This is a genomic window from Flavobacterium sp. (assembly GCF_003525665.1).
In the GTDB taxonomy this organism is placed as follows: domain Bacteria; phylum Bacteroidota; class Bacteroidia; order Flavobacteriales; family Flavobacteriaceae; genus Flavobacterium.
Window position 1 is genome coordinate 16,967 of the sequence record NZ_DQDX01000105.1, and the last position, 22,935, is coordinate 39,901.

The window sequence follows — 22,935 nt, forward strand, 5'->3', positions numbered from 1 at the left end:
AAGTTTAATTTAATTATAAGAAACTGGTAACAAAAATTAGGGTTCATCGTCTTACTTTATATAAAATCAAAAAACCTTGGAAACAATTCTATCAATCAAAAATTTAAACAAACGTTATGGCAAACTACAAGCCGTAAAAAATGTTTCACTAGAAATTCATAAAGGAAATGTATACGGAATTCTTGGGCCAAATGGTTCGGGAAAATCTACAACTCTTGGAATTGTGCTTAACGTAGTTAACAAAACATCTGGTGAATACAGCTGGTTTGGCGGTACAATGGAAACACACGATGCTTTGAAAAAAGTTGGAGCTATTATTGAGCGACCAAATTTTTATCCGTACATGACTGCGCAAGAGAATTTAGAATTGGTTTGTAAAATTAAAGGAATTAGCTATTCTAAAGTACAAGAAAAACTTGAAATAGTTGGATTAATAGATAGAAAAGACAGCAAGTTTAGAACTTTTTCATTGGGTATGAAACAACGTTTGGCAATTGCATCAGCATTGTTAAATGATCCAGAAATATTGATTTTAGATGAACCAACTAACGGTTTAGATCCGCAAGGAATTCATCAAATTAGAGATATTATTAGGTTAATTGCATCACAAGGAACTACAATTTTATTGGCATCGCATTTGTTAGACGAAGTAGAAAAAGTGTGTTCGCATGTTTTAGTTTTACGCAAAGGCGAAATTTTATATACTGGAACCGTTGCCGGAATGTCATCCTCAAATGGAGTTGTAGAAGTTCAATCTAATGACATTGATTTGTTAATGAAAACATTAGAAAAATATCCAAATATTGATTCGATAAAGCTTGAAGAAGGAAAAGTAATTGTTCAATCATCAAGCACCATTGAACCTAGTGAATTGAACAAATTCTTAGTTCAAAACGAAATTTATGTAACCCATTTAGTAAAACGAAATCATTCGCTTGAAGAACAGTTTTTACAATTGACTGCTACTAAATAATTTCCAACTCAACCAAAACAAACACCAATGAAACGATTATTATCTATAGAATTACAAAAAATCTGGAAAAACAGAGCGAGTAGAATATTGACATTAACCTATTTTATTTTACTTACATTTTTAACTTTAATTGCGTCAATCAAATTTGATATTGGCCCATTTCATCTTGATTTAGCCGAACAAGGAATATTTAATTTTCCATACATTTGGCATTTTAACACCTATTTTGCTTCGTTTTTCAAAATATTTTTAGCCGTTGTAATTGTATCTATGATGGCAAATGAATACAGTTATGGAACTCTAAAACAAAACCTAATAGATGGAATGAGTAAAAAAGAATTCATCTATTCTAAATTTCTTACTGTAACATTATTTGCCGGAATTTCTGCAGTTTTTGTTTTTATAGTGTCATTAATTTTAGGTTTGATTTTTTCTTCTTTTAATGAGCCAAGTATAATTTTCTCTCAAATGGAATACCTACTTGCCTATTTTGTAAAGCTTATTGGATTTTTCTCTTTTTGCTTATTCTTGGGTATTTTAGTAAAAAAATCTGCCTTTGCACTAGGTTTTCTGTTTTTTTGGAACATTATTGAAGGCATCATTATTGGAATTTTAAGTTTCAAAATTTTCCCAAAAAGTGATACCGCTCATTCAATAACTCAGTTTTTACCACTAGAATCAATGAGTAATTTAATTATTGAACCAGTTACTAGATTAGCCGTAATAAAATCTATAGGAAATCAAGTTGGTATTGAGAATGTAAAAGATTATGACGTTCACTGGTATTCTATTTTAATAGTTCTGGCTTGGACATCAATTTTTATTTTCTTGTCACATTATATCATTAAAAAACGAGATTTGTAGTATCTTTGCCGATGCTATGAAGTTTTTATTCTACAATTTAACACTAATCAGCATCTTTGTATTTGGCAACTCAGTAATTGCTCAAAACATAGTAGTTGATGACACTTATTCTGCTCAACAATTAGTTGAAAATGTTTTGGTAAACAGTCCATGTGCTGCTGTTTCTAATTTTTCTGTTAGTGGCGACACTTTCAGTAATGGAGCGCAGAGTTATGGTTTTTTCAGTTACTCTGGAAGTGATTTTCCATTTAGTAATGGTATTGTTTTAAGTACATCTAGAGCAAGCAGAACTGCAGGTCCAAACGACAATCTAATCGACGAAGGTTCCACTTCTTGGCAAGGCGATTTTGATCTAGAACAAGCATTAGAAATTAATGGAACATTTAATGCGACTGCACTTGAATTTGATTTTACACCATTAACAAGCAAAATAAGTTTCGACTACATTTTCGCTTCCGAAGAATATCAAGGAACTGCACCATGTCGCTATTCAGACGGATTTGCTTTTTTACTAAAAGTCGCTGGAAGTACTAATGAATATCAAAATTTAGCCTTAGTTCCTGGAACTTCAATACCTGTAAAAGTAACAACCGTTCATCCAGAAATTCAAGGTTCGAGCGGCTGTGTTGCACAAAATGAAAGTTTTTTTGGAAGCTATAATAATTCCGTTCACCCAATAAACTTCAATGGTCAAACAATAGTTATGACTGCCGAAGCCAATGTAACTCCAGGTGTAACTTATCATATAAAATTAGTTATTGCCGATGAAGAAAACATCAGATACGATTCGGCAATATTTCTTGGTGGCGGAAGTTTTGATGTTGGTGTAGATTTAGGTACAGATAGATTACTTGCAACTCAAAATCCATTATGTCCTGGAGAAAATGTAGTTTTAAACGCAACACAATCGGGTTCAAATACCTATCAATGGTTTAAAGACGGATTGGCAATTACTGGCGAAACCAATCCAACTTACACTGTAACTGACGATGGATTTTATGAAGTTGAAGTTTCCATCAATAGTTCAACTTGTGTTGCAAAAGGTGAAATAACTATTGAATATTCTACTGCACCAATTCTTGTAAATCAAACAATTACTCAGTGTGACATAAATTCTGATGGTATTACAAACTACAATTTATCGGTATTAAATTCTTTGATTACAAACGGCGATGCACAGTTAAGTAATGTAACTTATTACGAAAATTTATCCGATGCTCAACTTGGTGTAAATGCGATAGCAAACCCAACGAATTATCAAAATTTATCGACTAATCAATTAACAGCAACTGCTACAAATAGTTTTGGATGCATTGGTTTTGCTACTATTGATTTGCAAATTGCTACTAATTCAGTTCCAGCGATTACTCCAATTTCTACTTGTGATTTAGATGCAACTCAAGACGGATTGACTTTAATTGATTTAAGTTCGACAGTAACTCCTACTCTTTTAAGTGGTTTTCCAAGTTCATTTACTGCATCCTATTTTTCAAATGAAAACGATGCTATTTTAAATTTAAATCCGTTAAATACCAATTTTACAAATACAACTCCGAATCAGCAAACAATTTATGGCAAAGTTGTAGATGGTATCAATTGCATCGGAATTACTCCAATTCAAATCAATATCAACACCTTTACTCCATCCAATTTCGATGATGAAACCGTTTATTTATGCAACGGCACTTCAGTAGTTTTATCAGTTGCAGGTGGATTTTCAAGTTATGATTGGTCTAATGGTGAAATCGATAATTCTATAATTGCAACAACTTCTGGAAATTATTCAGTAACAGTTTCTGATGCAAACGGTTGTGAAAAAACAAAAAATTTCAATGTCGTTGAATCAAGCAGCGCAACAATTAATGATGTTGTAATAAATGACTTTGCTGGTAACAATAATTCGATAGAAATAATCGCAACAGGTTCTGGAATTTACGAATATTCTCTTGATGGACTTAATTATCAAAGTAGTCCACTATTTTTTGGGCTTTCGCCAAATGCTTATACGGTTTATGTAAAAGACACCAACCAATGCGGAATTGTTACCAAAGTAGTTTATGTTCTTGATTATCCTAGATTTTTCACACCAAATGGTGATGGTACAAATGATGTTTGGAGAATAAAAAGAATTCAATTTCTAGACGATGCTTTGATCAACATTTTTGACCGATTTGGAAAATTAATAATCTCCTTAAATCAAGATTCTATTGGATGGAATGGAACATACAACGGAATCGACTTACCGTCAACAGATTACTGGTTTGTAATTACACTTAACAACGGAAAAACAATTAAAGGAAATTTTTCATTAAAAAGATAAAATTGTAATTTTTTTACTATTTTTATAAAATGAAAAAGAATATCCTATTTATAGCCTTAATTGCCTTACTATCAGTTAATTGTTTCAGTCAATTTAGTAAAACTCATTACATTCCGCCAGTAGGTGGATCAGAAAATGTACCTGCAGAAGAACAATACTTATATGTTTCAACTCCAAGTATTACACCTGTTAACTTCATCATTAAACAACTTGGAGGAATCACAATTAGTGGTGTAGTTTCAAGAGATGTTCCTTATGTATACAATATCGGATTTGGAACTTTTACTCAAATTCACGTCAATGAATCTGAAATAGGTAATGTTTTAAACAATAAGGGTTTCATTATAGAAGCAGAAGATTTGGTATATGTGACAGCGCGAATTATAGCTGGAAACACCAATCAAGCTGGGCAAATTACCTCTAAAGGTACAGCAGCTTTAGGAACTAGATTTAGAGCTGGCGGTTTTTTGAACACGCTAATACCTGGTTATAGTGCTAATAATTTAACCTTTATTTCTGTGCTTGCTACAGAGAATAACACTACTGTAAATTTTAGCGATATTCCAACAGATGCAGTTTTAATAAATAATTTTTCAGGCATAATTCCGCCACCAAGTGTCGTTTTAAACGCTGGCGAAAGTTATGTTTTGGCTGTTAAAGGTCCGACCGTTGCCAATAGGGATGCGTTAATTGGCGCTTTAGTAACTTCTGATAAACCTATAGCGGTAAATTGCGGTTCTTATGGTGGTACAAATGGAGAAATGGCAAACCTAGATATTGGTTTTGATCAAATTGTTTCGGCAGAACGCACTGGTTCTGAATACATTTTTATAAAAAGTACAGGATTACCGAATGTTGAAAGAGTACTTTTAATTGCCGATGAAAACAATACAGCTATATTTTTAAACGGAAGTACTACAGCTAGTTACAATTTAAATGCTGGAGAATATATTGCTTTAAACGGAGCAGATTACAATGCAAATGGAAATTTATACGTAACTTCTTCAAAAAACATCTTTGCCTATCAAAGTGTTGGCGATAATATAAGAATTGATCAGGCCAATCAAGAAATGTTTTTTGTACCGCCATTAAGTTGTCAAACTCCAAAAGTAATTAACAACATTCCTTTTATTGAAAAAATTGGTAACCGAAATTTTACAGGTAGAGTTACAATTACAACAGAAGTTGGCGCCACTTTAAATTTTATTATTGACGGAGTTAACTACACTTTGGCCGGTTTACCGGGCGGAATTACTGTAGCTGGACCAACAAATGTTATAGGAAATACAAATTATCAATGTTATACCATTGCTGGTTTAACCGGAAATGTCTCTGTTTTTTCAAGCGGACAATTGTACTTAACTGCCTATGGAAGTGATGGTGCTGCAACTTTTGGTGGCTACTACTCTGGTTTTACTTTTAAACCCGAAGTTATTTTTCAACCTGTAGATAGTACTCAATCTAATTGTATTCCTAATGTTGAATTAGAAGTTAATACTCTTAGTGGGTTTGATACCTATCAATGGTTTTTTAATGATGTTGCAATTCCTACAGCAACTTCTGCAACCTACTCACCTACTCAACCAGGAAATTACAAAGTAAGAGCTACATTATCTGCTTGCGGAATTAATCTTTTTTCAGATGATATTCCCGTAAGTACTTGTCCAACGGATTTAGATAACGATTCTGTAAATGATAATATCGATTTGGATAGCGATAATGACGGAATTACAAATTGCAATGAATCATTTGGAAATCAAATTATTAATTTATCAAATAGTAGTTCGGGTCCGATAAATGTTTCAACCTACACTAATTCATTTACAGGAACAATTACCACTTCAACTACTGCAAGTGCAACGCCTTTTGTTGGTGCGGCTGATGGAAGTTTTATTTCTGAAGTACCTGCAGGAAAAGGTAATTTCGTGAAATATACTATGACATTCGCTCAACCAATGAGTGTTGGTTTAGAATATATCACAACTGCTGCCGCATCAGATTTATTGAATGCCAATGCACAATACGTTGTAAATTCGCCAATTAACAAAACCATTACTGTACTAAATCCTTCAAATCAACTATTAATTGATACTAATTATGATGGAATTTACGAAAGTGGTGTAACCGAATTTTCTTCATTCGAAATTCGATTTATTTCTAATAGTACAATTCCACTTGCTGCTGGAACCGGAACTTTCAAATTTTTAACCAACCTATCAAGCTCTATTAGTTTCACTCATAAAAATTTATTAGATTCTGATCCTAACAAAGTTAGCCTAAAATTTTATGCAACATGTGTTCCTAAAGATAGTGATAATGATGGTGTTGCAGATCAAATGGATTTAGATAGTGACAACGATAGTATTTTAGATTTTTACGAAACTCAAGGTGCTAATTTTGTAGCTCTAAGTAATGTCGATGCCAATAATGATGGAATAGATGATATTTTCGGAAATGGCATTACTCCTGCAAATAATGACACTGATTCTGTTCCAAATTATTTAGATTTAGATAGTGATAACGACGGTATATTTGATATAATCGAATCTGGAAGTCCAGGAAATAGTACAAATACAAATGGAGATTCTAACAATACCAATTTTGGTGTAAATGGTTTAGACGATGCATTGGAAACTTCAATTGATAGCGGTATAATTAATTACACTTTAGCAGATACTGATAACGACGGAATTTTTAATTACGTAGAATTAGATAGCGACAACGACGGTTGTATTGATATTATCGAAGCAGGTTATACCGATGCTAACGGCGACGGAATAGTTGGAGACGAAAATCCAGCAACATTTAATACCGGAGCAACTTTGGTTGGTACAGTAATTTCGGCATCAGGTTATGGAGTTCCAAACGGAAATTATATAATTGCAGCTCCAATTACAATAAACACGCAACCACAAGATATCACTACTTGTGAACTTCAAAATGCGACATTTACTGTTGATACCAATCCTGTAAATTCCTACCAATGGCAAATATCTACTGATGGCGGAACTACTTTTACTAATTTAGCTAACAATACAACTTATTCTGGAGTAAACACTGTTACATTATTAATTAGTGGTGTTACACCATCAATGAACAATTATGAATACAGAGTAATTTTAAATAAAAATGGAAATTCTTGCGGACTAACTTCTGCTTCTGGAACTTTAACCACGTATGCACTTCCTGTTGTAGCAACACCAGTAACTTTGGTTCAATGTGATAATGATACCGATGGAATTTCTACATTTAATTTAACCGAAAAAAATACTTTCATTTCTGCAAATTATCTGGTAGAAACATTTACTTATTTTACTTCATCTGCAGCCGCAAATACTAATAATACGGCACTTTTAATTGCCGATCCGTTGGCTTATACTTCTTCGAATGCCACTGTTTGGGTGCGAGTTCAAAACGGTAACGGATGTTTTAGAGTTGTTCAATTAAATTTAGTGGTTTCAATAACACAATTGCCTCCAACTTTTTCAAGAAGTTTATTTGTTTGTGATGATTATGTTGATGCTGTAAATGACGATCGCGACGGAATTTCTAGTTTTAATTTTAGTAGTGTAACCACTGCAATTCAAGCTCAATTACCAACTACATCTGCCTATACAATCAACTATTACAGAAATGAAGCCGATGCTTTAGCAGAATTTGATACAAGCGGAGTTTCATTGGCAATTACAGATATTACAAATTATAGAAATATTGGTTATCCAAATACACAACAAATTTGGGTTAGAGTAGATAGTAATTTGGATAACGCTTGTTACGGACTTGGACCCTATTTAACATTAACAGTCGAAGCTTTACCAACAGCTTATCCTGTAAATGCAACAAATACAATACGAGCTTGTGATGATGACCACGATGGAATTTTTGGATTTGACACATCAACATTAGAAGCTACTATTTTAAACGGTCAAACAAATGCTTTTGTTCGCTATTTTGATGCATCAGGAAATCCATTAAATCCATTACCAAATCCGTTTGTAGTGAATACTTCAACTTCAATAACAGTTAGAGTAATTAATAACACTACATCGACAACAACTGGTGCGTGTTTTGACGAAGAAACTATTCAATTTATAGTTGATGATTTACCTCAAATTTTTCCATTAGCAGCAAATCAATTAACTTTTTGTGATGATGAAATTAATCCTGCTGACCAAGATGGTATTTTAAACATTGACACTACTACTATTCTTCCAACAATTTTACAAGGTCAAACAGGTTTAGACATCACTTTTACATTAGAAGATGGAACAGTTTTAACAAGTTTGCCTCCAACATTCACAACCGGAACACAAGATGTAATTTTAACATTAACAAATCCATTAAATCCATCTTGCCCAGTTTCTACAACTTTAAATTTTGTTGTTAATCCGGTTCCAAAAATTGAATTGGTTGGACGCGAACTTGTATGTACCAATTTACCAGCTTTCACAGTTACTTTTAATGCAGGTATTTTAGATGGAACACCACCAAGTGATTACGATTTTCAATGGTTTTTAAACGGTACACCTTTACTAAATCAAACAAATTATTCAATTACAGTAAACACCGAAGGAATTTATAGTGTTCAAGTTACCAATGCTAATGGATGTTCAAGAACCAAAGTTATTGAAGTTGTTGCGTCTGATATCGCATCGATACAAAATATTGAAGTTGTAGATTTAGTTGACATAAATACTATTGAAGTTATTGTGACAGGTTCTGGCGATTATGTGTACAGTTTGGATGATGAATACAGCTACCAAGAATCTAATTTTTTCAATAATGTTCCAATGGGATTACACATTGTTTATATTAAAGATGTAAACGGATGTGGTGTTGTTCAAAAATTGGTGTCTGTTCTTGGAATACCAAAATATTTTACCCCTAACGGTGATGGAATCCACGATACTTGGAATATTAAAGGTGCCAATTCGCAATTCTATCCTAATTCAATCATTTATATCTTTGATAGATTCGGAAAACTTATCAAGCAAATAAAACCATTTGGACCAGGTTGGGACGGCATGTACAACGGAAATCCAGCACCATCAGATGATTATTGGTTTGACATAAAATTTGATGATGGACGAAGTGCTAAAGGACATTTTTCTCTTAAGCGATAATATATGCTTTATTATAAAAAAATAATTTTCGCTTTCATCCTTTTTTCTGTGCAATTCAGTTTCTCACAAAATGATTGCGTTGATGCGCTAGTAGCTTGCGGAAATAGTAACTACAATAACATATCAATTGTTGGACCTGGTGTGAGTGAAGTAAATGCTTCTAACTCATGTACCGGTCAAGAAAACAATTCGTTGTGGATTAAAGTTACTATTCAAAATCCAGGAACTTTGGGCTTTACTTTAACTCCTAATAATGCTTCTCTAAATATCGACTTTGATTTTTGGGTTTTTGGTCCAACGGCAAGTTGTTCCAATCTTGGGCAATCAATACGTTGCTCGACAACAAATCCGCAGTTATCTAATGCTTCCAATAATCAAACTGGAATGAATGCTACAGAAACAGATACTGCCGAAGGTCCTGGTCCGCTGGGTAACAATTTTGTAAGTGCTCTAAATGTTCTGGCAGACGAAACATATTATTTAGTAATTGATAGATTTAGTGGTGACAGTAACTTTAGTCTACAATGGACAGGAACTGCAACTTTTAGTGATGCTCCAATAATTAATAATACTACTGCTGGCTCAACATTAAACATCAGTAAATGTGATTCTGATGCAGTTCAAGACAACAGCACCTCATTTGATTTAACACAAAACCAATCCTTAGCAATCGGTTCACAAACCAATATTCTTGCCACATTTCACATCTCTGAAAATGATGCCATTGTTGGTTCTAATGAAATTACAAACACTTCCAATTTTACGAACACATCAAATCCGCAAATCCTATACATTCGACTTGAAAATGCATTGACTGGTTGCTTTACTACTTCCAATTTTAGTTTGACGGTAACTCCATTTCAAACACAAAATCCTGTAACTATTGAATCTTGTGATAATGATAACGATGGATTTGCAACTTTTAATTTATTAGAAAATACTTCTATTTTAACTAATGGAGATCCCGACATTGTGGTAACTTATCATCCTACAAACAATGATACCACTACTCTACCAAACAATTACACCAATCTGGTTGCGTATACAAATGAAACTCTTTGGGCAAAAATCAGTGATAGTAGTACTAGTTGTTATGCCTACAAACCATTTGATATCATCCTAAATGCAGCACCAGTTGCAGTTGCATCACAACTAACTCAATGCGATTTTGAAGTTTTTCCTAACGGATTAACCACTTTTAATTTGAATGAAGCCAACGATGCACTTACAAATAATGATGCTAATTTAGTGACGTCATTCTATTTAAATAATGCGGATGCTGTTGCAAATACTAATGCGTTATCGTCTAACTATACCAATATTTCAAATCCTCAAGTAATTGCTGTTCGAGTTACAAATTCGATAACCGGATGTTATACAATTACACAGTTAACACTTAATGTCACAGTAAATCCGACACAAGTTGTCACGCTTAATGAATGTGATAATGATGGTACAGAAGATGGAATCACTACCTTTAATTTAACCGATGCCGGATTTGAACAATCAGGAAATACTGTAACCTATTTTTCTAGTTCAAATGATGCTTTGTTAGAGCAAAACCAAATAACGGCGACCACCTTCACAACCCAAACTGTTTATGCACGAATCGAAAATGGTAACAATTGTATTGGTCTTAATGTGATTAATTTAACAGTAAAACCATTACCCAATTTTACGCTTACCCAATTCGGTTTATTATGTTTAAATGATGTTTCGCAGCCCACACAATTAACTGCTCAAATGGTAAATCCATTAAGTCATAGTTTTTTATGGACGCCAACCAACGAAACAACTCAAAGTATCGATGTAACTCAAAACGGAACTTACACGGTAACAGTAACAAATAATGCAACATCATGCTCTAAAACACTAGACATTGTTGTAACTGGTTCAGAAATCGCTACAATTCAAGATATCGAAATTGTAGAATTATCCAATAATAATTCTGTTGAAATTATTGTAACTGGCTCTGGAGATTACGTGTATAGTTTGGATAATGAAGATGGATATCAAACCTCTAACCTATTTGAAAATGTCACAATGGGTTTTCATATTGTTTATATAAAAGATTTGAAAGGTTGTGGCGTAGTTGAAAAAGAAATTGCTGTACTTGGTGTGCCCCAATTTTTTACTCCAAATGGAGACGGAATTAACGACACATGGAATATAAAAGGTGCCAATGACAAATTTTATTCTAATTCTATAATCTATATTTTCGATAGATTTGGAAAACTTATCAAGCAAATAAAGCCTTTCGGACCAGGTTGGGACGGAAAGTATAACGGTCAAGTTTTAAATAGTACTGATTATTGGTATTCTATAAAATTTGACGATGGTCGAAGTGCCAAAGGACATTTTTCATTAAAACGATAAAGCATCAAACGTTTATAAAACAAAAAACCATCTGCTTTCACAGATGGTTTTTTTATATCTAAAATCTAAATTATACTTTAAATCTTTTTCTATCAGTTTCGGTAAGATAGATTTTTCTTAAACGAATAGATTTAGGTGTACATTCGACATACTCATCTTTCTGAATATATTCTAAAGCTTCTTCTAATGAGAAAATAATTGGTGGAATAATTCTAGCTTTTTCATCATTTCCAGACGAACGAACGTTAGATTGTTTTTTCTCTTTAGTTACGTTTACACACATATCATCACCACGAGAGTTTTCTCCAATTACTTGACCTTCGTAAATTTCTGCATTTGGTTCAACGAAAAACTTACCACGATCTTGTAGTTTATCGATAGAATAAGGAATAGCTTTTCCTTTTTCCATAGAAATTAACGAACCTTTGTTACGTCCAGCAATTTCACCTTTGTAAGGTTCGTATCCAATAAAACGGTGCGCCATGATAGCCTCACCAGCAGTAGCTGTAAGCAATTGATTACGTAATCCAATAATTCCACGTGATGGAATGTTGAATTTTACAATCATACGTTCACCTTTAGTTTCCATAGAAAGCATTTCACCTTTTCTTTGAGTAACAAATTCAACTGCTCTTCCAGAAAGTGTTTCTGGTAAATCAATTGTCAATTCCTCAATTGGCTCACATTTTTTACCATCAATTTCTTTGATGATAACTTGTGGTTGACCAATTTGCAATTCGTAACCTTCTCTTCTCATTGTTTCAATAAGAACAGATAAGTGAAGTACACCACGTCCAAAAACCATGAACTTATCAGCTGAATCAGTTTCACCCAATTTCATCGCTAAGTTTTTCTCTAATTCTTTTGTTAAACGATCTCTAATATGACGAGAAGTTACAAATTTACCCTCTTTACCAAAGAAAGGAGAGTCATTAATTGTAAACAACATACTCATTGTTGGTTCGTCAATAGCAATAGTTTGTAAAGCTTCTGGATTTTCAAAATCGGCGATAGTATCTCCAATTTCAAAACCTTCAACTCCAATAATTGCACAAATATCTCCAGCAATTACTTCTTGAACTTTCTTACGACCAAGTCCTTCAAAAGTATGAAGTTCCTTGATACGTGATTTTGAAATAGTTCCATCTCTTTTTACTAAAGCAATTGGCATTCCTTCTCTTAAGACACCTCTTTCAAGACGACCAATGGCAATACGACCTGTAAATGCAGAGAAATCTAAAGATGTAATTAACATCTGTGGAGTTCCTTCAGAAACTTTAGGAGCTGGTACATTTTCGATAACCATATCTAATAATGCTTCCACATTATCAGTTACATTTTCCCAATGATCAGACATCCAGTTATTTTTAGCAGAACCATAAACTGTTGGAAAATCTAGTTGCCATTCTTCAGCACCTAATTCAAACATAAGGTCGAAAACTTTTTCATGAACTTCTTCTGGAGTACAGTTTTCTTTATCTACTTTATTAATTACAACGCAAGGTTTTAAACCTAAATCGATTGCTTTTTGAAGTACGAAACGAGTTTGAGGCATCGGACCTTCAAATGCATCTACAAGAAGACAAACACCGTCAGCCATATTCAATACACGTTCTACTTCACCACCAAAATCGGCGTGACCTGGAGTATCAATAATATTGATTTTAGTTCCTTTATAAGTAACCGAAACGTTTTTAGAAGTAATAGTAATACCTCTTTCACGCTCTAAGTCGTTATTATCTAGAATTAAATCACCTGTATTTTCGTTGTCACGAAATAATTGACAGTGATACATAATTTTGTCTACCAGTGTAGTTTTACCGTGATCGACGTGAGCAATAATTGCAATGTTTCTAATAGATTCCATCTGTGATTTTTAATGGGTGCAAAGGTACACTTTATTTTGATTAAAAAAACCTCAATTTTAATAGTTTACATTTTAATAACTTATTTATGATAATTTTATCAAAAAGTGGAATTTTTTCGACAAAAAATAGTGTTATGAGATTTAATTTTTTATTTTTGAGTAATGAAATATAAATCGAATAAAATAATTCTTACTTATTTTCTAGTCACCTCTTTTTTGGTTTTCACTAGCCAATTTATTGCCTTACACTATTTTGATCAAAATTACAATTGGAAAATAACATCCATTCTTGCTGCAATCTACATTGCAGTAACAACTATTATATTAAAATACATACTCAATAAATATTGTCAGAAAAACCAACAAGTAATAAATGATTTACTAGCTAAAAATGAAGAATTGTTTAAATCAAATGAACAATATGATATTGTCGCTAAAGCTACTAGTGATACCATCTGGGATTGGGATATAGAGAGTGGAAAATTTATATTCAACAAAGGAATTCAAGGAATCTTTGGTTACAACCAAAAAGACGTTGGTGAAACTATAGATTGGTGGTTTGAAAAAATACATCACCAAGACAGCATAAAAATGTCGGTTAACATTCATAAATATGTTGAGCAAAAAATAGAGAAATGGCAAGACTATTATAGATTTCAATGCGCCAATGGGACTTACAAATACATTTATGACAGAGGATTTCTTGTTATGGATGAAAACAAAAAAGTTACCCGAATAATTGGTGCGATGCAAGACATCACCAAACTAAAAATAGAAGAAGAACGCTTAAAACTTTTAGAAACTGTAATTACACAAACCAAAGATTCTGTAATTATTACCGAGGCCAACGAAACTTCTACAGGAATTCCAAAAATATTATATGTAAACCCAGCATTCACTAAATTAACAGGTTATAATCCTGAAGATGTAATTGGCAAAACTGCCAACGTCTTTATGAACAGAACTTCACTTAAACATGATTTTAAAAGGATTAGCCAAGCACTCAAAAAGAAAGAAGAAATTAGCTTTGAAACCATAAATTATAATAAAAAGAAAGAGGAATATTGGGCTAATATTTCTATGATTCCAATTACAAACAAAGACAACGAACATTCGCATTGGATATCAATACAAAGAGATATTTCTAAAGAAAAAGAAAGAGAAAAGGAAAGAGAACAACTTATTAGCGAACTTACTCAAAACAATAAAGATTTAAAGCAATTTTCCTATATTACCTCTCACAATTTAAGAGCACCACTTTCCAACTTAACCGGTTTACTTAACCTTATTGAAGATATTCCTGTTGAAGATGAAGAACTTAAAGAAATTATTAATGGATTTTCAAAATCAACAAATCAGTTGAACGAAACCATAAACGACCTTGTTAAAGTAATCATCATTAAAGATAGCCCGTCAATAGACAAAGAGCAAGTTTTAATTCAAGATGTCTTTGAAAACATTTTTAATCAATTAAGTTTTTTGATTAGCGCAAAAAAACCCATTATAAAGATGGATTTTGACAAAGCAGAAACTATATTTGCAAATAAATCCTACTTCGAAAGTATTTTACTGAATTTAATGACCAACTCTTTAAAATATAAAGATGCTGTTCGAAAATTAAAAATTGAAATATCATCCAAATCGAAAGAAAACAATACCATTATTACATTTAAAGACAACGGAATAGGAATTGATTTAGAAAGAAATAAAGAAAAAATATTTGGATTATACCAAAGATTTCATGATTACGCAGATAGCAAAGGCTTAGGACTCTATTTAGTTAAATCTCAAGTAGAATCAATGGGCGGAACTATAAGCGTTGAAAGCGAAGTTGGCAAAGGCACAAGCTTCATAATTACATTAAAAAACGAACTATAATGTTTACTAAAATTTTATGCGTAGACGATGATGCAATAACACTCATGTTGTGCAAAAAAGTCATTGCAAAAGCAGAATTCGCATCACAAATTGAAACCAGCAATAATGGAGAAGAAGCGTTACAGTACTTTGAAAATTTAAAAAAAGAAAAAGAAGCAAACAATATAGTTTCTGAACCACAGCTTATTTTTTTAGACTTAAATATGCCTATAATGAACGGCTGGGAGTTTTTAGATATCTTTTCTAAAAGCGACTACTATACTATTTTTCCAGAAGTTAAAGTAATTGTTCTTTCCTCAACAATAGATCCCAGAGATATTGAAAAAGCAAAACAATACCCAATGGTTCTAAACTTTCTATCAAAACCAATTACAATTGAAATGCTAAAATCAATTACCATATAACAAAAAAAAGCTTCCAAATTTTGGAAGCTTTTTTTTATTTAAAAAGTCGTGAAAATTAATTATAATTTTGCAACGTGCTTAGTTAATTTTGATTTTAAATTAGAAGCTTTGTTATCATGAATGATATTTTTCTTCGCTAATCTATCAATCATAGAAATTACACTTGATAATTTTGCAGAAGCTTCAGACTTAACAGTAGACATTCTTAATGCTTTAATTGCATTACGAGTAGTTTTGTGTTGGTATCTGTTTAACACTCTTTTCTTTTCGTTACTTCTAATTCTCTTTAAAGCTGACTTATGATTTGCCATTTTTTCTTTTTTTTAATTGTTATAAACTCCTAGTTAAAAAAGAAAAACCTCCCACAACTTTAAAAGTCACTTTGGTTTTAACTAATAAAACTATAACCGAGACACCAATTATAATTTTATAAAACTTATTTACAACTAATTGTAGCCCGTAGGGGAATCGAACCCCTCTTACATGGATGAAAACCATGCGTCCTAACCGATAGACGAACGGGCCAATGCCATTTTTTACTCTTGTAAATCTCAATAAATATTGAACTTGTAGCCCGTAGGGGAATCGAACCCCTCTTACATGGATGAAAACCATGCGTCCTAACCGATAGACGAACGGGCCATTACATATTTTTGTAATGCGAGTGCAAAAATACAACTATTTTTAATTCACGCAATAGCTGAATCGACTTTTTTTATATTTTTTTTAGTATGCTTTTGCAAATAACACTCTACCAGCAGATTCCAATCCAGAAAAAACACATTTTCCTGTTTCTTCTTTACGATCTAATGGAATACAACGAATGGTTGCTTTGGTCAAATCTTTGATTTTTTCTTCGGTTTCTGGACTTCCATCCCAATGTGCCGAGATAAATCCGCCTTTAGTTTCTAATACATCTTTAAACTCTTCAAAAGAATTTACCTCTGTAATATGTTCCTTTCTGTAATCTAAAGCTTTTTTGAATAGATCTGTTTGAATAGTTTCTAATAAATCATTGATGTAAGTAACTATTCCGTCTTTTGAAACAACTTCTTTAGAAAGCGTATCTCTTCTAGCAACTTCAAACGTTCCATTCTCTAAGTCTTTCGGACCAACAGCAATTCGCACTGGAACGCCTTTTAATTCCCATTCAGCAAATTTAAAACCTGGCTTTTGTGTGGTTCTATTATCAAATTTCACTGAAATTCTTAACTTTTTGAATTGAGAAACTAGTTCGTTTACAACCAATGATATTTTTTCAAATTCTTCCTCTGTTTTAAATATCGGAACGATCACTACCTGAATTGGAGCTAAATTTGGAGGTAAAACCAATCCGTTATCATCAGAATGCGTCATTACTAATGCACCCATTAATCTGGTAGAAACACCCCAAGAGGTTCCCCAAACGTATTCTTGCTTGCCTTCTTGATTAGCAAATTTAACATCAAATGCTTTTGCAAAATTTTGTCCTAAAAAGTGAGATGTTCCTGCTTGTAAAGCTTTACCGTCTTGCATCAAAGCTTCAATACAATAGGTTTCTTCTGCACCAGCAAAACGTTCTGTTTCTGTTTTTAATCCTTTTACAACCGGAATTGCCATAAAATCTTGAACAAAATCTGAATAAACATTCATCATTTTTTCAGATTCTTCAATAGCTTCTGCTTTGGTAGCGTGAGCTGTATGACCCTCTTGCCATAAAAATTCGGCTGTTCTTAAAAATAAACGCGTACGCATTTCCCAACGAACAACGTTTGCCCATTGATTGATTAATAATGGTAAATCTCTGTACGATTGCACCCAACCTTTATATGTTGACCAAATAATAGCTTCACTTGTAGGACGAACAATTAGCTCTTCTTCTAGTTTAGCATTCGGATCAACCATCAATTTTCCTGGCTTATCTGGATCATTTTTTAATCTATAGTGAGTTACAATTGCACATTCCTTTGCAAATCCTTCAGCGTTTTTTTCTTCGGCTTCAAACATACTCTTCGGAACAAACAAGGGAAAATAGGCATTACTATGACCTGTTTCTTTGAACATTCTATCTAATTCTGCTTGCATTTTTTCCCAAATTGCGTAACCATATGGTTTGATAACCATACAACCTCTAACACCCGAGTTTTCGGCTAAATCTGCTTTTACTACGAGCTCATTATACCATTTGGAATAGTCTTCTGCTCTTGTTGTTAAGTTCTTACTCATAATGAATAGTTTGGCATAAAAATTGTTTAACTTATTTTAACTAAATAGTTCGGCAAAACTAACTATTTTTGTATTGTCCAACAATAAAAATGCTATAGATATGAAAACAAATTATTTTATTAAAGAAAAAAGCGCCATTTATACTCTATTTGGACTTTTGGCATTGGTTGTAACTTCTTGTGGTTCATACCAAAACAAATCGTATTATGACAATGATGGGATTTATGGTGGTGGTGAAAGAAACGTTGCGACAGAAACAAACTCAAATAATGCTTATTACAAAGAATATTTCAGTTCTTTAAACAAAGAAAATGAAGAAATATTCACTAATGTAGACAATTATAATTCTTACCCAAATGACACTGTTAAAGTTGCAAACGCAAGAGTAGAAAACACTAACTATGGAAGTTGGGGTTCAAATCCTTCAAGCAATATAACCGTAAATGTTTATGACGACGGCTGGGGTTATGGCGGATGGAATAATTGGGGTTGGAACAATTGGGGCTGGAATAATTGGGGTTGGAACAACTGGTATGGCCCAGGTTTTGGCTTAGGATGGAACAGTTGGTATGGTCCCGGTTTTGGATTGGGATGGAACAATTGGTATGGTCCAGGTTGGGGTTACTATGGCGGTTGGTATGGTAACAACTGGGGTTGGAACAACAATTGGCATGGTAATAACTACGCATATTCTTACGGAAGAAGAGATTCAAGAGTTTATAATAATTACAGCGCTGGAAGAACTTCAAACAATCGTGTAGACAGAACTATTTATTCTTCAGGCAGAAGAAACTCTAGCCCAACCTTCACAAATAGAAATAATAGTGTTAGAAATTCTGGTGTTAGAAGTAATTCAACTAGAAATGAGTCTTACAACACCAATAGACCGGTAAATAGTAATCCAAGAAATTATAACGATAACAGTACTCCAAGAACTAATTCTACTCCAAGAGCGGTATCACCTAGTAGCACTCCACGAAGCTATACACCAAGCAGCAATAGCGGTGGCGGAAGATCTGGCGGTGGCGGAAGATCTGGCGGTGGCGGAAGCTATGGCGGTGGCGGCGGAGGTCGTTCATCTGGTGGCGGTGGCGGAAGAAGATAATTGTTATACCAAAAAAATAAAAATGAAAAAGATATTTTTAAGTTTTGCGATAGGCTTATTTGCAATTACTGGTCAAGCACAAAATATTAAAGAGATACTACTCTACTCTCAAGAAAACATGAATGGTACTGCTCGTTTTAGAGCACTGAGTGGCGCTTTTGGAGCTTTAGGTGGCGATTTTTCAGCATTGAATGTAAATCCGGCTGGATCTGTTGTATTTTCTAATAATCAAGTTGGCTTTACTATTTCAAATTACCATAATAAAAATAATACCAACTATTTTGGTACAAGCGCTAACGAAACAGATAATTCATTAGATATTAATCAATTAGGTGGTGTTTATGTATTTGAGAACGAAGATAAAAGTAGTGGTTGGTCTAAATTTGCTGTAGCATTAAATTACGACAACATTAATAATTACGATAATTCTATTTTTGTTGCTGGAACAAACTCAATAAACTCTATTGCAGATTACTTTTTGTCTTATGCCAATGGTATTCCTTTAAGTGTAGTTAGTGGTAATGATTTCAATTATGGTGATTTGTTTTACAATGAGCAACAAGCGTATTTAGGATACCAATCGTTCATAATAAATCCTACAGATACCAATCCGGGAACTACAACTTATACTTCTAATGTTGCGTCAGGCGGAGACTACTATCAAGAAAATTCAATAGTTACTTCTGGTTACAACGGAAAACTTTCTTTTAATGGATCTGCGATATACAAAGACCGATTGATGGTTGGTGTTAATTTAAACGCGCATTTTAGCGATTACAGAAAATCTACTAGTTTTTTTGAAAGTAACAACAACAATACTTCAACTAACTATTTGGTAGAAAGAGTTCGTTTTAATAATGATTTGTACACTTATGGAAATGGTTTCTCTTTTCAAATTGGAACAATCTATAAAGCTACCAAAGAATTTCGTTTAGGTTTGGCATATCAATCTCCAACTTGGATGCGTTACACAGATGAACTTTCGCAAAGTATTTCTGCGGTGAGTAGTAATGTCAATGAAGAATTGGCTGCAGATGTTGTAAACCCAAGGCTAACGATGATTTATGAGCCTTACAGAATGAGAACTCCAGGAAAAATAACTGCAAGTGCTGCTTATGTTTTTGGAAAAACTGGATTACTTAGTTTTGATTATGGTGTAAAAGATTATGGCAATGCTGCTTTTACTCCAGACAGCGACTTTCGAGACCAAAATGATTTAGTTGCTAATGTTTTAGGAGTTTCTAACGAATTTCGTCTTGGAGGCGAATATAAAATCAAGCGAGTAAGTTTGCGTGCTGGTTATAGATATGAAGAAAGTCCGTTTAAAAGTGAGAATGCACTTGGCGATTTAACTGGATATTCTGGTGGTATTGGATACAATTTTGGTGAAATAAAAGTAGATTTAGCGTATTCGTTTTCGGAACGTGATTATTTCCAAAGCATGTTTGATCAAGGTTTAACTAGAGCTTATAAAGTAAGTTCTAAAAACAGCAATATAAGTTTAACAATGTTATTTGAATTATAATAAATTGTAAACGTAAATTATAAAACCATTCGTCTTTCGGATGGTTTTTTTTGTGTACTTCGCTTGCTATCTAGCCCTGATCTCGTCATTGTTGGAGCTCTCCCATTTTTGGGAAGCGACTGACGAGAGCAGGAAAAGGGTTTGCCAAAAATGCCCAAAAGTTTCGCTCCTTAAAATAAAAGATGTAATTTTGCACTCCAATAAAAAAAGGTATGAGAACCAAATCGTTAAAGAAGAATAAAATCAATGTTATTACGCTAGGATGTTCTAAAAACACTTACGATAGTGAAGTGTTGATGGGACAATTAAAAGCCAGCGGAAAAGATGTTGTGCATGAAGAAGAAGGAAATATTGTTGTAATTAACACATGCGGATTTATTGATAATGCTAAGGCAGAATCTGTGAATACCATTCTAGAATATGCCGATAAAAAATCGCGTGGAATTGTAGATAAAGTGTTCGTTACCGGATGTTTATCTGAACGATACAGACCCGATTTGGAGAAGGAAATTCCAGATGTAGATCAGTATTTTGGAACTACCGAATTGCCTCAATTGTTGAAAGCTCTTGGTGCCGATTATAAGCATGAATTACTTGGAGAACGAATTACTACAACTCCAAAAAACTATGCTTATTTAAAAATTGCCGAAGGTTGTGATAGACCTTGCAGTTTTTGTGCAATTCCTTTAATGCGTGGTAAACACGTGTCGCAATCTATTGAGAAATTGGTGCGTGAAACAGAAGGTTTGGCTAAAAACGGAGTGAAAGAATTGATTCTTATTGCTCAAGATTTGACTTATTACGGATTGGATTTATACAAAAAACGTAATCTTGCTGAGTTATTAGAAAACTTAGTAAAAGTAGAAGGCATTGAATGGATTAGATTGCACTACGCCTTCCCTACTGGTTTCCCAATGGATGTTTTGGAATTGATGAAACGCGAGCCAAAAATTTGTAATTACATTGATATTCCGTTGCAACATATTTCAGATAACATTTTGAAATCGATGAAACGCGGAACTACGAAAGAAAAAACGACTAAATTATTGAAAGAATTTCGTGCAACTGTTCCAGGAATGACGATTAGAACTACTTTGATTGTTGGTTATCCTGGAGAAACTCAAGAAGATTTTGAAATCATGAGAGATTGGGTTCAGGAAATGAAATTTGAAAGATTAGGATGTTTTACTTATTCGCACGAAGAAAATACATCGGCGTTTGCTTTAGTTGATGATGTTCCAGAAGATGTTAAAAAAGCTCGTGCACAAGAAATAATGGATTTACAATCGCAAATTTCATGGGATTTAAATCAGGAGAAAATTGGTCAGACTTTTAAATGTATTATTGATAGAAAAGAAGGTCAGTATTTTGTTGGAAGAACCGAATTTGACAGTCCGGATGTAGATAATGAAGTCTTAATTGATGCATCAAAATTCTATGTAAAAACTGGCGAATTTGTGATGGTAAAAATTACAGATGCTACAGAGTATGATTTGTACGCTGAACCGGTTTAGGTTTTAGATTGTAGGTTGCAGGTTGCAGATTTCAGATAGCAGGTTGCAGATTTCAGGTTGCAGATAACAGGTTGCAGATAACAGGTTGCAGATTGTAGATTTCAGGTTTTAGATTAAAAATAAAAAAACTCCTAAACATTACGTTTAGGAGTTTTCCGTTCTTAACCAACCTTTAATTAATTATGCTTTTGCTTGAACAGTTCCTTTAAAAGTCAATACTTTCGGAGTTGTATCAATATTTGTTGTTACAGTCACAGTTTTTGTAAATGAACCAAGAGCTGCAGCGTTGTAAGTAGCCTTCACAAAACCCGATTTTCCTGGAGCAATTGGCTCTTTAGTATAATCGGCAGCGGTACAACCACATGCAGGTTTTACAGTTGTGATGATAACCGATTTATCACTTGTATTTTTGAATTCAAATTCAATCGTTTTTGGAGTTCCTTGTGGGATAGTTCCAAGATCTACAGTTTCAGATTTCCAAGCGATTCCTGCAATTGGCGTTACTTTTTCAGTTCCAGTTTTATCTGTAGGTAAAACAGAAAACGACATTAATCCTAAAGCTAATGCCAACATTGAAATTTTAATTGCTTTCATAAATATATTTTATAATTAATTTTAAATTTGAGTTCCTTAGTTTGAACAATTCAAAAGTACTGCACTCCTTTCAATACTGCTGTTAACTGGTTTCAAATGTTTGTTAATGACTTGTTAAGTGGTGTTTTTACAGATTTTTTTTAGTAATATTACCTTTTAAAAGAGAAAATAGAATATAGAATATAGA

Annotated in this window: 14 protein-coding genes and 2 tRNA genes; 10 read left to right on the top strand and 6 right to left on the bottom strand. The window is 33.3% G+C overall.

Features of this window, described 5'->3' with window-relative positions:
- The first annotated feature begins 76 nt into the window (after positions 1-76).
- The 5 genes from DIU01_RS07540 to DIU01_RS07560 are packed head-to-tail and all read left to right on the top strand — an operon-like array spanning position 77 to position 11,656.
- Positions 77-973 carry an ABC transporter ATP-binding protein gene (locus tag DIU01_RS07540; protein WP_290833100.1) on the top strand — a complete coding sequence of 299 codons (897 nt, stop codon included), beginning with the start codon at positions 77-79 and terminating at the stop codon, positions 971-973.
- Positions 974-1,000: 27 nt separating this feature from the next.
- Positions 1,001-1,837, top strand: a complete 837-nt coding sequence (locus tag DIU01_RS07545; protein WP_290833102.1) for an ABC transporter permease — start codon at positions 1,001-1,003, stop codon at positions 1,835-1,837.
- Between the two features lie 16 nt (positions 1,838-1,853).
- Positions 1,854-4,157 (top strand): choice-of-anchor L domain-containing protein, encoded by a 2,304-nt coding sequence (locus DIU01_RS07550; RefSeq protein WP_290833103.1) that lies wholly within the window; start codon positions 1,854-1,856, stop codon positions 4,155-4,157.
- Between the two features lie 29 nt (positions 4,158-4,186).
- Positions 4,187-9,280, top strand: a complete 5,094-nt coding sequence (locus tag DIU01_RS07555) for a T9SS type B sorting domain-containing protein (RefSeq protein WP_290833104.1) — start codon at positions 4,187-4,189, stop codon at positions 9,278-9,280.
- A gap of 3 nt (positions 9,281-9,283) precedes the next feature.
- Complete coding sequence (locus DIU01_RS07560) at positions 9,284-11,656, top strand: T9SS type B sorting domain-containing protein (protein ID WP_290833105.1); 2,373 nt, start codon at positions 9,284-9,286, stop codon at positions 11,654-11,656.
- A gap of 70 nt (positions 11,657-11,726) precedes the next feature.
- Here DIU01_RS07560 and typA read toward each other — a convergent pair whose 3' ends face one another.
- Positions 11,727-13,523 (bottom strand): translational GTPase TypA, encoded by a 1,797-nt coding sequence (gene typA / locus DIU01_RS07565; protein ID WP_290833107.1) that lies wholly within the window; start codon positions 13,521-13,523, stop codon positions 11,727-11,729.
- Between the two features lie 162 nt (positions 13,524-13,685).
- Here typA and DIU01_RS07570 point away from each other — a divergent pair, with 162 nt between their 5' ends.
- Both DIU01_RS07570 and DIU01_RS07575 read left to right on the top strand, forming a co-directional pair.
- On the top strand, positions 13,686-15,401 hold the full coding sequence (locus DIU01_RS07570; protein ID WP_290833109.1) for a PAS domain-containing protein: 1,716 nt from the start codon (positions 13,686-13,688) through the stop codon (positions 15,399-15,401).
- Positions 15,401-15,805 (top strand): response regulator, encoded by a 405-nt coding sequence (locus DIU01_RS07575; RefSeq protein WP_290833112.1) that lies wholly within the window; start codon positions 15,401-15,403, stop codon positions 15,803-15,805. Before DIU01_RS07570 ends, DIU01_RS07575 begins: the two co-directional genes overlap by 1 nt.
- Before the next feature lie 59 nt (positions 15,806-15,864).
- Here DIU01_RS07575 and rpsT read toward each other — a convergent pair whose 3' ends face one another.
- From rpsT to proS, 4 genes are all read right to left on the bottom strand, one after another.
- Positions 15,865-16,116: a 30S ribosomal protein S20 gene (rpsT, locus tag DIU01_RS07580; protein WP_290833114.1), complete on the bottom strand. Its 252-nt coding sequence runs from the start codon at positions 16,114-16,116 to the stop codon at positions 15,865-15,867.
- 142 nt (positions 16,117-16,258) lie between these two features.
- A tRNA-Glu gene (locus DIU01_RS07585) sits at positions 16,259-16,330 on the bottom strand.
- Positions 16,331-16,375: 45 nt separating this feature from the next.
- Positions 16,376-16,447: transfer RNA gene (locus tag DIU01_RS07590), tRNA-Glu, on the bottom strand.
- Between the two features lie 84 nt (positions 16,448-16,531).
- Complete coding sequence (gene proS / locus DIU01_RS07595; protein ID WP_290833116.1) at positions 16,532-18,010, bottom strand: proline--tRNA ligase; 1,479 nt, start codon at positions 18,008-18,010, stop codon at positions 16,532-16,534.
- A 100-nt stretch (positions 18,011-18,110) separates the two neighbouring features.
- Here proS and DIU01_RS07600 point away from each other — a divergent pair, with 100 nt between their 5' ends.
- The 3 genes from DIU01_RS07600 to rimO all read left to right on the top strand — a co-directional run bounded on the left by DIU01_RS07600 (position 18,111) and on the right by rimO (position 22,154).
- On the top strand, positions 18,111-19,115 hold the full coding sequence (locus DIU01_RS07600; protein ID WP_290833118.1) for a hypothetical protein: 1,005 nt from the start codon (positions 18,111-18,113) through the stop codon (positions 19,113-19,115).
- A gap of 22 nt (positions 19,116-19,137) precedes the next feature.
- On the top strand, positions 19,138-20,640 hold the full coding sequence (locus DIU01_RS07605) for an OmpP1/FadL family transporter (protein WP_290833120.1): 1,503 nt from the start codon (positions 19,138-19,140) through the stop codon (positions 20,638-20,640).
- 212 nt (positions 20,641-20,852) lie between these two features.
- Entirely contained in the window at positions 20,853-22,154 is a 1,302-nt protein-coding gene (gene rimO, locus DIU01_RS07610) for a 30S ribosomal protein S12 methylthiotransferase RimO (protein WP_290833122.1), read from the top strand.
- Between the two features lie 180 nt (positions 22,155-22,334).
- Here rimO and DIU01_RS07615 read toward each other — a convergent pair whose 3' ends face one another.
- A complete protein-coding gene (locus tag DIU01_RS07615; protein WP_290833125.1) occupies positions 22,335-22,748 on the bottom strand; it encodes a DUF1573 domain-containing protein in 414 nt (137 codons plus the stop codon).
- Positions 22,749-22,935 lie beyond the last annotated feature (187 nt).

Excerpts from the sequence above, each read along its gene's own strand:
- rimO (WP_290833122.1), top strand. The coding sequence starts at position 20,853 with ATGAGAACCAAATCGTTAAAGAAGAATAAAATCAATGTTATTACGCTA.
- DIU01_RS07555 (WP_290833104.1), top strand. The coding sequence starts at position 4,187 with ATGAAAAAGAATATCCTATTTATAGCCTTAATTGCCTTACTATCAGTT.
- DIU01_RS07545 (WP_290833102.1), top strand. The coding sequence starts at position 1,001 with ATGAAACGATTATTATCTATAGAATTACAAAAAATCTGGAAAAACAGA.
- DIU01_RS07600 (WP_290833118.1), top strand. The coding sequence starts at position 18,111 with ATGAAAACAAATTATTTTATTAAAGAAAAAAGCGCCATTTATACTCTA.
- DIU01_RS07615 (WP_290833125.1), bottom strand. The coding sequence starts at position 22,748 with ATGAAAGCAATTAAAATTTCAATGTTGGCATTAGCTTTAGGATTAATG.
- DIU01_RS07570 (WP_290833109.1), top strand. The coding sequence starts at position 13,686 with ATGAAATATAAATCGAATAAAATAATTCTTACTTATTTTCTAGTCACC.
- proS (WP_290833116.1), bottom strand. The coding sequence starts at position 18,010 with ATGAGTAAGAACTTAACAACAAGAGCAGAAGACTATTCCAAATGGTAT.
- DIU01_RS07560 (WP_290833105.1), top strand. The coding sequence starts at position 9,284 with ATGCTTTATTATAAAAAAATAATTTTCGCTTTCATCCTTTTTTCTGTG.
- DIU01_RS07575 (WP_290833112.1), top strand. The coding sequence starts at position 15,401 with ATGTTTACTAAAATTTTATGCGTAGACGATGATGCAATAACACTCATG.
- typA (WP_290833107.1), bottom strand. The coding sequence starts at position 13,523 with ATGGAATCTATTAGAAACATTGCAATTATTGCTCACGTCGATCACGGT.
- DIU01_RS07605 (WP_290833120.1), top strand. The coding sequence starts at position 19,138 with ATGAAAAAGATATTTTTAAGTTTTGCGATAGGCTTATTTGCAATTACT.
- DIU01_RS07550 (WP_290833103.1), top strand. The coding sequence starts at position 1,854 with ATGAAGTTTTTATTCTACAATTTAACACTAATCAGCATCTTTGTATTT.
- rpsT (WP_290833114.1), bottom strand. The coding sequence starts at position 16,116 with ATGGCAAATCATAAGTCAGCTTTAAAGAGAATTAGAAGTAACGAAAAG.